Source organism: Nocardioides sp., from assembly GCF_014360585.1.
Lineage (GTDB): Bacteria > Actinomycetota > Actinomycetes > Propionibacteriales > Nocardioidaceae > Nocardioides.
Genome location: NZ_JACIXG010000006.1, coordinates 1 through 13,794, shown reverse-complemented (window position 1 = coordinate 13,794; position 13,794 = coordinate 1). Strand labels below are relative to the sequence as shown.

The 13,794-nt window shown below is 70.5% G+C and carries 15 protein-coding genes; 6 read left to right on the top strand and 9 right to left on the bottom strand.

Going from position 1 to position 13,794, the window contains the following annotated elements:
• Positions 1-188: 188 nt before the first annotated feature.
• The 3 genes from H5T77_RS03430 to H5T77_RS03420 are packed head-to-tail and all read left to right on the top strand — an operon-like array spanning position 189 to position 4,126.
• On the top strand, positions 189-986 hold the full coding sequence (locus H5T77_RS03430) for an ABC transporter ATP-binding protein (RefSeq protein ID WP_292645065.1): 798 nt from the start codon (positions 189-191) through the stop codon (positions 984-986).
• A 27-nt stretch (positions 987-1,013) separates the two neighbouring features.
• The gene (locus H5T77_RS03425; protein ID WP_292645064.1) at positions 1,014-2,030 is read left to right on the top strand and encodes an iron-siderophore ABC transporter substrate-binding protein; all 1,017 of its coding nucleotides are present in this window, start codon (positions 1,014-1,016) and stop codon (positions 2,028-2,030) included.
• Entirely contained in the window at positions 2,027-4,126 is a 2,100-nt protein-coding gene (locus tag H5T77_RS03420) for an iron ABC transporter permease (RefSeq protein WP_292645062.1), read from the top strand. Before H5T77_RS03425 ends, H5T77_RS03420 begins: the two co-directional genes overlap by 4 nt.
• A gap of 27 nt (positions 4,127-4,153) precedes the next feature.
• On the opposite strand, the gene H5T77_RS03415 is transcribed toward H5T77_RS03420, so the two are convergent.
• From H5T77_RS03415 to H5T77_RS03380, 8 genes are all read right to left on the bottom strand, one after another.
• Entirely contained in the window at positions 4,154-5,212 is a 1,059-nt protein-coding gene (locus H5T77_RS03415) for a sensor histidine kinase (RefSeq protein WP_292645060.1), read from the bottom strand.
• Between the two features lie 35 nt (positions 5,213-5,247).
• Positions 5,248-6,450 carry an oxygenase MpaB family protein gene (locus tag H5T77_RS03410; protein WP_292645058.1) on the bottom strand — a complete coding sequence of 401 codons (1,203 nt, stop codon included), beginning with the start codon at positions 6,448-6,450 and terminating at the stop codon, positions 5,248-5,250.
• A gap of 148 nt (positions 6,451-6,598) precedes the next feature.
• The gene (locus H5T77_RS03405; RefSeq protein WP_292645056.1) at positions 6,599-7,642 is read right to left on the bottom strand and encodes a MerR family transcriptional regulator; all 1,044 of its coding nucleotides are present in this window, start codon (positions 7,640-7,642) and stop codon (positions 6,599-6,601) included.
• A gap of 201 nt (positions 7,643-7,843) precedes the next feature.
• A complete protein-coding gene (locus H5T77_RS03400; protein ID WP_472850327.1) occupies positions 7,844-8,617 on the bottom strand; it encodes a TrmH family RNA methyltransferase in 774 nt (257 codons plus the stop codon).
• 5 nt (positions 8,618-8,622) lie between these two features.
• Positions 8,623-9,006, bottom strand: coding sequence for a 50S ribosomal protein L20 (rplT, locus tag H5T77_RS03395; RefSeq protein ID WP_292645053.1), 384 nt, complete (start codon positions 9,004-9,006; stop codon positions 8,623-8,625).
• Positions 9,007-9,052: 46 nt separating this feature from the next.
• Entirely contained in the window at positions 9,053-9,265 is a 213-nt protein-coding gene (locus H5T77_RS03390) for a large ribosomal subunit protein bL35 (RefSeq protein ID WP_008359371.1), read from the bottom strand.
• Positions 9,266-9,340: 75 nt separating this feature from the next.
• Positions 9,341-10,084 carry a translation initiation factor IF-3 gene (infC, locus tag H5T77_RS03385; protein WP_292645042.1) on the bottom strand — a complete coding sequence of 248 codons (744 nt, stop codon included), beginning with the start codon at positions 10,082-10,084 and terminating at the stop codon, positions 9,341-9,343.
• 309 nt (positions 10,085-10,393) lie between these two features.
• Positions 10,394-10,888 (bottom strand): SseB family protein, encoded by a 495-nt coding sequence (locus H5T77_RS03380; protein ID WP_292645040.1) that lies wholly within the window; start codon positions 10,886-10,888, stop codon positions 10,394-10,396.
• 88 nt (positions 10,889-10,976) lie between these two features.
• Between H5T77_RS03380 and H5T77_RS03375 the strand changes: the two genes are divergently transcribed.
• Genes H5T77_RS03375 through H5T77_RS03365 form a run of 3 tightly spaced genes read left to right on the top strand, consistent with a single transcriptional unit; the run spans position 10,977 to position 12,900 of the window.
• Positions 10,977-11,441, top strand: coding sequence for a hypothetical protein (locus H5T77_RS03375; RefSeq protein WP_292645037.1), 465 nt, complete (start codon positions 10,977-10,979; stop codon positions 11,439-11,441).
• A gap of 1 nt (position 11,442) precedes the next feature.
• Positions 11,443-11,985 (top strand): nucleoside/nucleotide kinase family protein, encoded by a 543-nt coding sequence (locus tag H5T77_RS03370; protein ID WP_292645034.1) that lies wholly within the window; start codon positions 11,443-11,445, stop codon positions 11,983-11,985.
• Between the two features lie 9 nt (positions 11,986-11,994).
• Positions 11,995-12,900 carry an aldose 1-epimerase family protein gene (locus tag H5T77_RS03365; RefSeq protein ID WP_292645031.1) on the top strand — a complete coding sequence of 302 codons (906 nt, stop codon included), beginning with the start codon at positions 11,995-11,997 and terminating at the stop codon, positions 12,898-12,900.
• Positions 12,901-12,987: 87 nt separating this feature from the next.
• Here H5T77_RS03365 and H5T77_RS03360 read toward each other — a convergent pair.
• Positions 12,988-13,794 (bottom strand): SGNH/GDSL hydrolase family protein (locus H5T77_RS03360; RefSeq protein ID WP_292645029.1); only part of this gene is annotated, 807 nt, incomplete at its 5' end.

Here is a 13,794-nt window from a genome sequence, read left to right as displayed (position 1 = left end):
GCGCAGGTAGGGCCGCCTGCTACGCGCCGGCGACCCTACCTGCGCGATCACTAGGCGACAGTGTAGGAATCCGGCGGCCCGGGACGCGAACCGGTTACCGGTGAAGGGTGTCGCCGGTTCAGGAATTTGCCGACCGAATGGCGGGCCCCTCTAGACGAGACCGGATTTAGTTAGGCTAGCCTCACCTCATGCCCCCCGCTCTTTCCGGTCATGACCTCGTCCTCGGCTATGCCCGTGCCACGGTGGTCCATGGCGTCTCGATCGGTCTCGAGTCGGGCCGGGTCACCGCGCTGATCGGACCGAACGGCTCCGGAAAGTCCACCGTGCTGCGCTCCCTGGCCCGGCTGCACCGGGTCACCTCCGGGTCGGTCCAGATCGAGGGCGCCGACAGCGCGCCGCTGAACGCAAGGGCGTTCGCGCGCAAGGTCACGCTGCTCTCCCAGTCCCGACCGCACCCCTCCGGCCTGACCGTCCGCGACGTCGTCGGCTTTGGGCGTCACCCCCACCGGCGGCGCTTCGCCGCGCTGACGGAGGAGGATCTGGCGAGCATCGACCGCGCGATGGAGCTCACCGGCACCGCCAAGATGGCGGACCGCTCGGTCGACCAGCTCTCCGGAGGCGAGCTGCAGCGGGTGTGGCTGGCCAGCTGCCTGGCCCAGGACACCGGCGTGCTGCTCCTCGACGAGCCCACCAACCATCTCGACCTGCGCTATCAGGTCGAGATCCTTGACCTGGTCCGCGACCTCGCGGACCACCACAGGACCGCCATCGGCGTCGTCCTGCACGACCTGAACCAGACCGCCGCAGTGGCGGACCAGGTCGTACTGCTGCACCACGGCGATGTGCACGCCGTCGGCGACCCCGCTGACGTGCTCACCGCCGAACACCTCTCCGAGGTGTACGGGCTCCCGATCGAGGTGACCTCCGATCCGGAGACCGGGCGCGTCCGGGTCGAGCCACGCGGCAGGCATCACGCCCGGCTCTGAAGCCGGCGGACACGAAGAGGAAAGACCATGTTTCGACGTACGACGACTGCGGCCCTGACGGCGGCAGGTGCCCTGATGTTCGCCGCGTGCGGACAGACGACCACCGCTGCCGAGTCCAGCGAGCCCGAGAAGAAGGCCTCTGCGGGCTGCGAGGACGTCGCGACCTCCAGCGGGCCGGTCAGCCTGACCGACGCCTTCGGCAACAAGGTCGAGCTCGACAAGCCCGCCGAGCGGGTCGCGGTGCTCGAGTGGCAGCAGACCGAGGATCTGCTCACCCTGTGCGTCGACCCGGTCGCGGTCGCCGACGGCGAGGGCTTCCGCACCTGGGACTCCGCCGAGGAGCTCCCCGAGAGCGCCACCGAGGTCGGCACCCGGGGCGAGCCGAACCTGGAGACGCTCTTCGGCACCAACCCCGACCTGATCGTCGTCGAGGCCTACACCGCCGAGGACGAGATCCTCGCGCAGCTCGCCGAGTACGACGTCCCGGTGCTCGCCACCAAGGGGGCCGACGCCAAGGACCCCGTCGGCAACATGGTGACCACCTTCGAGATGATCGCCGAGGCGACCGGCCGTGAGGAGCAGGCAGAGAAGGTCGTCGGCGAGCTCGAGGACAAGATCGCCGAGTCGAAGAAGGCCGTGGCCGACGCTGGTGCCGCTGGGACCGAGTTCGTCTACTACGACGGCTGGGTCGACGGCGCCAACGTCGCCATCCGCCCCTTCGGCCAGGGTTCGCTGATCGGTGAGCTCGGCGAGGAGATCGGCCTGAAGAACGCCTGGACGGGCAAGGTCGACCCGGCGTACGGCCTCGGGCAGACCGACATCGAGGGCATGACCACGCTCGGCGAGGCCACCTTCCTCCACACCGGCACCGTCGACCCCGCCGGTGACGTCAACGCCGAGCTGGCCAAGAACAAGGTCTGGAAGTCGATCCCCGCCGTGAGCGAGGGCCGCACCCACGCCTTCCCCGCGGGCATCTGGACCTTCGGGGGTCCCCGCTCCGCCGAGCAGGTGCTGGACGCGTACGTGGACCTTCTCGACAAGTGACCGATGCCGCCAACGCCCCGCGGGCGGGTGCCGGAGGCGCCTCTGTCGTCCTCCTGTGCCTGCTCGCCGGGCTGCTGCTGACCGCCGGTTGGCATCTCACCCAGGGCACCTCCGGGGTCGGCCCCACCGACTTCCTCGACGCGATGCTCGGGCGTGAGCAGATCCACGGCGCGACCGCGTCGACGATGGACATCATCACCGGCTCGCGGATCCCGCGCCTCGCCGCGGGCATCGCGGTCGGGTTCGCCCTCGGTGTCGCCGGGGCGCTCCTGCAGTCGCTCGCCCGCAACGCGATGGCCTCCCCCGACACGCTGGCCGTGACGGGCGGGGCCTACTTCGCGGTGACGCTGGTCGCCGCGCTCGGTCTGTCGGTCCCGCTGTGGGCCTCGGGCATCACCGCGTTCCTCGGCGGCCTGGTGGCCGCGGCCATCGTGCTCGCGCTCGCTGGCGGCGCGGGCACGTCCACGACCCGTCTCATCCTGGCCGGGTCCGCCGTCGCGCTCGCCCTCCAGGCCGGTACGTCCACGCTGCTCATCCTCTACTCGGAGGAGACCACGAGCCTGTTCGCCTGGGGCAGCGGATCACTGAGCCAGCTCGGCCTGCAGGCGTTCTGGCAGGTGGCTCCGGTGGTGATCGTCGCGACGGTCGCCGGCCTGCTGCTGGCGCGCCAGCTCGACCTGCTCTCCGCGGGCGACGACGCCGCCTCGGTCCTCGGGGTGCCGGTCCGCTCCACCCGGGCGATCGGGACGATCCTCGCGGTGCTGCTCACCTCGGCGGCGGTCACTCTGGCGGGGCCGATCGGCTTCGTCGGTCTCTGTGCCCCGGTCCTGGTGCGTCTGCTGGGCCGGTTCGTCCCGGCTCTGAACCGGCATGCCGTGCTGCTGCCGGCCGCAGGTCTCGTGGGCGCTCTCGTCGTCGTCGTGGCGGACGTCGTCGTCCGCGCCGCGCTCGGAGCGGACGAGGCCATGTCCGTGCCGACCGGGGTGACCACGACGATCGCCGGCGCCATCGTGATGGTGCTCCTGGCTCGCGGCGGACGCGACTCCGGCCCCACCCGCCGGCCGCCCGGCGCCACCGTCACGATCCGCAGCCGGGTCCGGTTCCTCGTCGTGCTCGTCCTCCTGCTCGCCCTGACCCTCGGCGCCATCGTCGTCGCCCTGCTCGCCGGCCACCAGTGGCTCTACACCGGCGACATCATCGCCTGGCTGCAGGGCGGGGGCATCCCGCTGGTCCAGTTCGCCCTCGACGAGCGGGCGCCACGTGTCGCCGCGGCCGTCCTCGCCGGTGGCGCCCTCGCGCTCGCCGGCTCCTTCGTCCAGGCCACCTGCCGCAACCCGCTGGCCGAGCCCGGGATCCTCGGCATCACCGGCGGCGCGGGCGTGGGCGCGGTCGTCGTGGTGACCGGTCTGTCGACGGGCTGGAGCGGCGGCACCTCCGCCGCCGCCTCGACCACGTCCGTGCTCATCGCCGCGACCGTGGGTGCGCTGGTCGCCTTCGGCCTCGTCTACGGCCTGGCATGGCGGCATGGGATCGACACCGACCGGCTGGTCCTCATCGGCATCGGCGTCTGGTACGGATCGGTCTCCCTCAGCACGTTCCTGCTGGTGCGCTCCAACCCGTGGGACACGCCGCGGATCTACACCTGGCTCTCCGGCTCGACCTACGGTCGCAGCTGGGAGCAGGTCATCCCGGTCGCGGTCGCCCTGGCTGTCGCGATCCCGATCGCCTTCTTCGTACGCCGCGAGCTCGACCTGCTCACGCTCGACGAGGACACGCCGCGGCTCGTCGGGGTCTCCTCGGAGCGGGCTCGGCTGCTGATCCTGCTGACCGCCGCGGTGCTCACCGCGATGGCCGTCTCCGCGGTCGGCGTCGTCGGCTTCGTGGGCCTGGTCGCCCCGCACATCGCCCGGGCGCTCGTCGGCGCACGAAGCGCGCGGGTCGTCCCGGTCGCCATCCTGGTCGGGGCGTTGCTCCTCGTGGTCGCCGACACCATCGGCCGCACCGCGATCAGCCCCGCGCAGGTCCCCGCCGGTCTGGTCGTCGCGCTCATCGGCGCGCCGTACTTCATCTTCCTGCTGGCCCGCTCCCGCGCCTGACCCGCCTGACCCGCCGGGCCGGCGGTCTCAGGTGGCGGGCTGCTCCCTGGGCCAGGCGACCTCGATGCAGGCACCGCCACCGTCGGCGTCGCCGATCCTGACTGAGCCACCGTGGGCCTTGGTGAGGCCGCCGACGATGTAGAGCCCCAGCCCGGAGCCGCCGCGGGCGCCGTGCTTCCAGAACTTCGTGAACACGCGCTGGTGCAGCTCGGCAGGGATGCCCTCGCCCTGGTCCTCGACGACCAGCAGGACCTGGGCGGGGTCGTCCGGCCACGCACCCAGGCTCACGGTGACGACACCGTCACCGTGGCGTACGGCGTTCTCCACGAGGTTGGTGACCACCTGGGTGAACTTGTCCGGGTCCGCGTGGATCTCCAGCTCGTCCTCGGCCGCGCCGTCGGGCCCGCCCGCGATATGGAGCTCGATCGGCCGCGAGGTGGCCGACCGCACCGACTCGACCACGCGGGTGACCAGCACGGACGCGTCGCTGGCGCGTGGATAGAGCTGCAGCCGACCGGTGTCGATCCGGGCGACGTCGAGGAGCTCGGCGATCAGCCTGGAGAGCCGGTCGGAGTCGGAGGCGACCGTCCTGAGCATCAGCTTCTTCTGATCGTCGTTGAGCTTGTCCCACCGGTTCAGGAGCGCCTGGACGAACCCCTTGACCCCGGTCAGCGGCGAGCGCAGCTCATGGGCGACGGTGGCGACCAGGTCGGACCGCTCGCGGTCCAGGCGCTTGCGGCCCCTGCCCGAGCGCAGCGAGATCACGACCTGGTCGACCGGGGCGGCGAGGGACGGACGCCGGATCGTCGAGACGACCAGCACCTCGGTGCCGTCCGGCAGCAGCCAGGCCTGCTCGGGGGTGCCGGTGACGGTCCGCAAGGTGTCGTAGGGCTGGTTGGCCTCGGCCCAGGTCTGCCCGTCGGTGTTGCTCAGGGTGAGTACGTCGCCCAGCGGCCGCCCCAGGCTCGCGGCCGGGTCCACGCCGAGCATCCGCCCGGCCAGGGCGGAGACCAGGACGACCGCGCCGGCCGCATCGGCGACGACGACACCGTCGGGCAGGGCATCGGCGAGTTCTCTGGCGTCCACGCCGACACCCTAGACGGCCCCACGGCCTTCGGCCGCTACTGCGGCCGATTCCCCAACGGCAACGTGATCGGCGCCGGGTCCCCGGGCGAGAAGTAGATCTTGATGAAGGTGTGCACTGCCTCCGGGAGCAGGTTGGAGACGATCGGGATGTTGGGGACGGTGCCCTGGTAGGAGGTCACCAGCAGCGGCACCGTGGTCGCCCACAGGGGCGCGAGCAGCGGATCCTTGTCGAAGCCGATCATGTCGGCGTACGCGTCCCCGATCACGTACCGCCCCAGCGACTCCAGCTCGTGGCGCAGCAGCGGGTTGCCCTCGCCGATCGCCGCGTCGAGCAGCGCCTGGGCGAGCTCGACGCCCTCCCGGGTGCCGCCGGTCGCCGGGCCCATCATCTGGTCGTACTGCGCGTACGCCGCGGCCCAGTCCTTCGGCAGGTACTGCTCCTGCACGCCGAGAAGATGGAGGTCGACGTTCCAGGCGTGCAGGAACGCGTCGGCGAGCTCCTGGCTCGGCGCGATGTTCCACTCGGTGAACTTCTTCATCACCCAGGTGCCGAGGCTGTGGAAGGTCACCAGGATGTCGGCCTGGCTGATCGGGATCTTCTGGCCGGCGCCGACGCTCGTCCAGTGGGGAGACTGCGGCAGGAGGTGACGCACCGCGGCGTGGACCATCCTGGTCTTGACCGAATTGACCATGAGCCGGCCCGATGCGGTCCAGCCCTGGGCGTCCATCACGTCATAGCCGAGCACGGTGGTCTTGGCGATCCGGTCGCGCATGTCGGACCCGCCGTAGGAGTAGTAGACCGACCAGGCCTCGCGCTTGATCGCGCAGCTGATCAGGCCGCTGCCGAGGGTGTAGAGCAGCGCGAGGAAGAAGCCGTACCTCTCCTCGTTGAACGTGCCGGCCAGCTTCAGCTTCCCCTGGTCGGCCCAGGCGGGGAGCTGGCGCGCCTCCTCGATGAAGTCGACCAGATAGCCCGGCAGACCGTCCGGAAGCGGCTGGTCGTTGGTCGTCCAGCCCTTGAGGATCTCGTTGACCTCGGCGACCTTGTCCATCCCCTCGCCGTAGAGGCGCTCGATGACCGGATCGGCACGGACGTCCCAGACATGGTCGGGGTCGAGGCCCGCTCCCGTGCCCGCGATCGAGGCGCTCGGCGACCACGTCCACAGCGGGAGGGTCGCGCCGGCGGCAGCTGCCGCTCCGCCCGAGGCCAACAGTCTTCGTCTGCTCACGTTCGTCATGCCGTGCTCCTTCGCATCGCCCTGAGAGAACCTCCGCATCCCGAGTGAAACAGATTTACCTTTCGTGTATCAGACCCGGTGGGGTATCAAGCGAGGCAGCACGCGGCCATCGTGCGCCGGATCCCGATCCGGTCGATACCCGTTCATCTCAGCCGGCGGGGTCGTGGCGGACAGGCATGACCAACGCGGTGAAACCGGGCTGGTACGGCGAGGTGAGGACCATCGGCCGGTCCGGCGCGGTCACCGCCAGCTGCACCTCCTCCCCCAGGGACGCAGCCAGCGCGCGCCCGAACAGGGCCGTGCCGACCCGGAGCCGGATCGGCGGGCCGGTCACCACGCCGCGTACGTCGCTCTGCTCGGCCGTGCTCGGTGAGCGGAGACGCGCCTGCTCGCCGAGGAAGAGGTCGACCTCGGCGTAGGCGGCCGCATCGAGGCCGGCGAGCAGGTCGGTCCTGGCGAGCACCGCGCGGGTGCGGGCCGGTTCGAGGCCGGCGAGCACGAGCCGGTGGGCCGGGTAGGTGGTGTCGCGGCCCAGCTCCTGTCCGGCGAGGCTGAGGGTGCCGTCGGCGATGCGCAGCTCGGCGGTGGTGATCGCGTCGAGCCGGTCGGCCAGCACGGCTGCGTCGGCCAGGGCCAGCACCGCTCGGCCGCCGTCCCCCTCGGCAGCCGCCGGCAACGATCGGACCGCCATCCAGTAGCGGTTGGTCGCCACCACGTCGACGCCGGCACCAGCCACATCGATGAGGACCGAGGCCAGCTCGGAGGCCGGGTCGGACTCCGCCGCGTACCGCACCTGACGGATCGCCGCGGCCAGCACGGGACCGGGCAGCTCGACGAGCGCCGGCCTGGCGGCAGGGCCCGCGTCGACGGCGGCCAGGACGCCGCGTACGGCCTCCTCGGCCCGCGCCGTGCGTGCGCTCTGGTCCGCGAGGAACTCCGCCAGCGCGGCCCCGGCCTCACCGGCCGGCGAGTCGAGCACCACCCGCATCGTCTCGATCGGGACTCCGGCGTCGCGCATGCCGACGATCAACCGAGCCCGGTCGGCGAGCTCCGGCGTGTAGTAGCGATAGCCGGTTCCGGTGTCGACCTCCGCCGGCACCAGCAAACCGCACTCGTCGTAGTGACGCAGCGCGCTCGCAGTCAGGCCCACGGCCCGCGCGAACGCCCCGATCGTCAACAGTGGCTCGTCCATGCGCGCCACCCTCACCCTTCACGCGAGTTGAAGGTCAAGCCCCGCCGAGACGTCACGTACGTCGGCCGAAGCGTCACGTACGTCGGCCGAGACGTCACGAGGTGCCCACTCGGTCGACGCGAGTGACGCCTCGGCCAGCGGGGGTGACGCCTCGGCAGGCCGGAGAGGGCGGGATGCTCACCGAGTTACCTCGGTGAGCATTCACCGGCGCTGGGCCCGCGCCGAGGCGTAGAGGCAGAGGGCGGCTGCGGTGGAGAGGTTCAGCGACTCGGCCTTGCCGAAGATCGGGATGCTCACGATCTCGTCGGCCTCGGCGGCGAGCTCGGCCGGGATGCCCCAGGCCTCGTTGCCCATCAGCCAGGCAGTGGGTCGGGCGAGAAGGTCGTCGGCGGTGAAGAGGTCCGCGGTGCCGTGCATGTCGGCGGCCAGGACGATCAGGCCCGCGGCCTTGGCAGCCTTGACCGCGGCCAACGGGTCACGCTCGACGGCCACGGGGAGGTGGAACGCGGAGCCGACCGAGGCGCGGATGGTCTTGGGGTTGTAGAGGTCGACCGAGTCGCCCGCGAGGATGACCCCCGATGCGCCGGCCGCGTCGGCGCAGCGGATGACGGTGCCGGCGTTGCCGGGATCGCGTACGTCGGCACAGATCACCACGAGCGGGCCGGCGATGTCGGCGAGCGGAACGTCCAGGAAGCGGCACAGCGCCACCACCCCGGCCGGGGTGACCGAGTCGGAGAGCCCGGCCATCGCTCGGTCATCGACGAGCGTGACCGGCTGGTCGGCCAGCATCGAGGCGTACGTCTCGGCTCCGGCTTCGGTCGCGAAGATCTCCTGCACGCAGCCCGGGACACCGAGCGCGCCCTCGACCGCCTTCGGGCCGTCGGCAACGAAGAGCCGCCGCTCGGTGCGTACCGAGCGGCGGCTCAACTTGCGAGCCTCCTTGACGCGAGCGTTACTCGCGGAGAGAGGCGTCATATGACTCAGGCCGAAGCCGGGGCGTTGACGTCCTCCGGCAGCGCAGCCTTGGCCTGGGCGACGATCGCGTTGAACGCGGCCACGTCGTTGACGGCGAGGTCGGCGAGGATCTTGCGGTCGACCTCGATGCCGGCCAGGTGAAGACCCTGGATGAAGCGGTTGTAGGTCATGCCCTCGGCGCGCGCGGCAGCGTTGATCCGCTGGATCCACAGCTTGCGGAAGTTGCCCTTGTTCTTGCGACGGTCGTTGTAGGCGTAGACCAGGGAGTGGGTGACCTGCTCCTTCGCCTTGCGGTAGAGGCGCGAGCGCTGGCCACGGTAGCCCGAGGCCCGCTCGAGGGTGGTGCGACGCTTCTTCGCAGCGTTCACTGCGCGCTTGACGCGTGCCATTTCAGTGCTCCTTGAATGCTTTGGGGAAAGTTCGGGTGATCAGCGGTCAGCGACCGAGAAGCTTCTTCGCGCGCTTGACGTCGGCGGGAGCGAGCTCCACCAGGCCAGCGTTGCGACGGTGCTTCTTGCGCGAACCGGTCGTCGGCGCGGAGGCGAACGCAGCGCCGGACTTACGGCCGGCCTGCAGGCGCTGGATCTTCCCGGAACCGGTCACCTTGAAGCGCTTCTTGGAACCGGAGTGGGTCTTGTTCTTCGGCATGTTCTTCTCTCTCTCGTCGTCCGGCCGGTCACGGGGCGCCGCGGCGGCGGAAGTCTCTTGCTGGGCCCGGGAGGCTCAGACGTCGATGTCGGGGTCGAGGTTCTCCGAGCGGCGCTTGACCTTCGGAGTGGAGGCCGGACGGGCAGCGTTGGCAGCCGTACGCTCCGCCTTCTCGGCGGCCTCGTCGGCGGCACGCTCGGCGGCCTTCTCCTCCTTGGCCTCCTTGGCCTCGACCTTGGCGTCGGCCTTCTTCTTGTGCGGACCGATGACCATGGTCATGTTGCGGCCGTCCTGCTTCGGCGAGGACTCGACGAAGCCCAGCTCCTCGACGTCCTCGGCGAGCTTCTGCAGCAGGCGGAAGCCGAGCTCGGGACGGTGCTGCTCACGACCGCGGAACATGATCGTGATCTTGACCTTGTCCCCGGCGTTGAGGAACCGCACGACGTGACCCTTCTTGGTCTCGTAGTCGTGCTTGTCGATCTTCGGACGAAGCTTCATCTCCTTGATGATCACGTTCGTCTGGTTTCGACGGGCTTCACGGGCCTTCTGGGCGTTCTCGTACTTGAACTTCCCGTAGTCCATGAGCTTGCAGACCGGCGGCTTGCCCTGCGGGGCGATCTCGACCAGGTCGAGATCGGCCTCCTGGGCCAGGCGCAGCGCGTCAGGGGTCGGCACGATGCCGACCGTCTCTCCGTTGGGACCAACGAGGCGGACCTCGGGAACCCGGATCCGGTCGTTGATACGAAGCTCAGTGCTGATGTGTCCTCCAGTTGTTGTGGCTGCGGAGGCTCTGGATCTCGGTCTCCGGGCCGCGTGCACGAACGGTCCGGAAATCAAAAATGGCTTCCGCTTGATTGTCACAAGCGGAAGCCAGTCAGGACGCTCACCCGAGCAGGGCTCGCACCACCGAATCGTCCGACCCATGAATTTCCTGGGACATCGTCTTCGGGACCGGACCCGACGACCTTTGTTGCTTGCGGTCGATGCGGGTGGGAGAACGCTTTCGTGATCTCCGCTTGTTGGATCAGACCCACGGCGTACGTCGGTCTGATCGGTCAACACGGAACATTACTGCAACATTCCGCACCGGCCCAATCCCCGGAGCGCTCCGGGCGTCGAGCGAAACCCTCAGGGCCGCACCCATGCCGTACGCTGCCCGACCGTCGCCAGCTGCCAGCCCTCGGCCACCTTGCGCAGGTCGTCTCCCTCGATCGCGAACGGGACCGGCCCGGCGAGATCGAGCACGAGGGCATCGGCTCCGTCGTGGACCGCGGCCTGGGCGGCGTCACGCAACCCGACCGGCACCGGCCGTGCCTCGGCCTGCCACGCCTGCAGCGGCGCCATGCCGGTGAACCCGAGCAGCGCCTGGCGCCCGTCGGCGCCGGTGAGCAGCACGGTGGCCATGTCTGACGTCTTGTCGTGGGCCAGACCGGCCTCGTCGACCTCGACCTCGCCCAGCACCGCGACCACGGGCACCAGGACACGGGCAGCGGCCAAGGCGGTGAGCACGTCGGCCTGCGTGGCCTGACCCGCGGCGTACGACCTCAGCACGGCCTCGACCTCGGGGCTGGTCTCGCCGGTGTCGCCGGGGAACGCGGTGCCGAGGAGTCGCTTATCGTTCATCGCCCCCATTGAACCGCAGAGGAACATCAGGGCCGACATCAGGGACAGTCCGGGTGCCAGACGACCAGGAGGGTGGAAGACTGCAGGTATGGACCAAGGCGCCTACCTCGCACTAGCCGCCGCGCTCACCGTTCTGGGCGCGATCTGGACCTGGGTCGCGCTCCGACGGCGTGGCCTCGGAGCCGGCGTGAAAGCGCTGGGGTGGACGCTGCTCGCCCCGGCGGCCTATCTGACCGGTCTCCTGCGCGCCGGCGGCAGGATCGTGGACGCGATCGCCGACTGGGCCGCGCGCCTGGTCTTCAGCCCGACGGTCTGGATCGGGTTCGGCATCGCCGCGCTCGCGATCGTGCTGATCTTCGTCGCCCGTTTCCTGCCCACCAAGGAGAAGCCGAGCCGTGCGGCCCGGAAGGGATCGACCGGTGCCGCACCTGCCGGCTCGGCCGGCCCGGCCTCGGTCGCGGCGCGGAAGACGGCCAAGAGCCCGGTGAGCGACGAGGACGATGACGACCTGGCCGACGTCAACGACATCCTGAAGAAGTACGGCATCTCCTGAGTTGACCGACTCCCCTTCCGCCGATCTGCTGATGATCGCGATGAGCCGCCCGGCCACCCTCGGTCCGGGCCGGCTGATCTGCGTCGACGGCCCCGCCGGCTCGGGGAAGACGACGCTGGCCACCGCCCTGGCCGACATGACGCAGGCGCAGGTGGTCCACATGGACGACCTGTACGCCGGCTGGGAGGGTCTCGCCGAGGGCATCGCCCAGCTCGAGACCGTCCTGCTCCCCCTCGTCGAGGGAGCCCCGGGCTCCTACCGCCGTTATGACTGGCACGCACACGAGCTCGCCGAGACCGTGCTGGTCCCACCGAGCCCACTGCTCGTCATCGAGGGCGTCGGGAGCGGCGCCGCGGCGTACGACGGCTTCCGCACCGCCCTCGCCTGGGTCGACGCGCCCGAGGAGGAGCGCCGGCGACGCGGCGTCGGCCGCGACGGCGACACCTTCGCGCCCCACTGGGACGCCTGGGCTGCGGCCGAGACCGAACACTTCGCCCGCGACCAGACCGCTGCCCGCGCCGACATCATCGTGGCGACTGGATAGCCTGTGCACGTGTTGAGACCGAGTGGAGAGCAGTTCACGATCGACGGCGGGGGCTACACCGCGACGGTGACGGAGAGTGGTGGCGCGCTGCGCCTGCTCTCCTACGAGGGGCGGGAGCTGGTCGCCGGTTTCGGCGACAACGAGCAGTCCAGCGGCGGCAAGGGGCAGCTGCTGGCGCCGTGGCCCAACCGGATCCGCGACGGCCGCTACGAGTTCGCCGGGAAGACCCACCAGCTCGGGCTCACCGAGGCCTCGCGCGACAACGCCTCCCACGGGCTGGTGCGGTGGGCGCAGTGGCTGCCCATCGAGGAGGCCAAGTCCTCGATCACCCTGGCGACCCGTCTGATGGCGCAGAGCGGCTACCCCTGGACGCTCGATCTCGAGGTGACGTACGCGGTCGGGCCCGACGGGCTCACCGTGACCCAGTCCGCGACCAACCACGCCGGCTCCCCCGCTCCGTACGCTTCCGGCGCCCACCCGTATCTCACCGTCGGCGCCGGTCCGGTCGATGGCTGGACCCTCACCCTCCCCGCGCGGACCCGCCTGCTGTCGGACCCCGAGCGCAAGCTGCCCACGACGAGCGAGACGACAGCCGCGACGGCCTACGACTTCACCTCCGCCAAAACCATCGGCGACGTCGTCCTCGACCACGCGTTCACCGATCTCGACCGCGCCGAGGACGGGCGGGCCACGGTCACCATCCAGGGGCCGGACGGTGGCGTCGAGCTGTGGGTCGACGAGCACCACCCGTGGCTGATGGTCTACAGCGCCGATGACCAGTCGCCCGCGCGAGGCAGCCTCGCGGTCGAGCCGATGACTGCTCCCCCGGACGCGTTCAACTCGGGCACCGATCTGATCGAGCTCGCTCCCGACGAGCGCCTCGAGGTCTCCTGGGGCATCGCCGCAGTCCGATGAGCCTGCTGAAGGTCTCCGGCCTCAGCAGGACCTACAGGGAGAACGCCGAGACCGTCGACCGCGTGCTCGTCGGGCGGCGCTGACCGCTCAGCGGTCGCAGTCCAGCAGCGACAGGTCGAACGCCTCAGCCATGGCCGCATAGCCGGCGTCACCGGGGTGGAGATGGTCGCCGGAGTCGTACGCGGGGAGGAACCGTGTCGGTCGGTCCGGGTCACGGGTCGCGGCGTCGAAGTCGACGACACCGTCGAACTCGCCGGAGGTCCTGATCCACTCGTTGAACGCGACCCGCACCCGTTCGCGCGTGGGGGTGTAGCGGCTGCCACCCTCGTACGGCGTCAGGGTCGCGCCCACGACGCACACGTCCTCCGCGTGCGCCTGCGCGATCAGGTCGCGGTAGGCGACGATCAGGTCGGAGGCCTCGTCGGCATCGTCCCAGCGGATGTCGTTGATGCCCGCCAGCACCACGACCGTGGAGACCCCCGGCTGGTCGAGCACATCTCGGCGGAAGCGGTCCAGAGCACGCTGCCCGCCGGAGCTGTCGACCAGGACGCGGTTGGCGGAGATGCCCTCGTTCATCACTCCGAACCGGCCGGCGAACCGGCTCGTCGCCACCCGGTCGGCCAGCGCGTCAGGGTAGCGCCGGTTGGCTCCGACCGTGGAGCCGTTGCCGTCGGTGATCGAGTCGCCGAAGAACACCGCCGTCCTGACCCGGCGGGGCTTCTCGATGACGACGCTCTCGACCCAGTACCAGCTGGCGATCGGCGTCGTGAACGCCGCGCCCGACTCCTCGCCGGCCACGTCCGCGCTGGCCGTCCCGGAGACGTAGGAGGTCTGTGTGGCCACGTCGTGCCCGGTGATCGGGCCGCTCTCGCCGACGACGTGGAAGCTCACCGC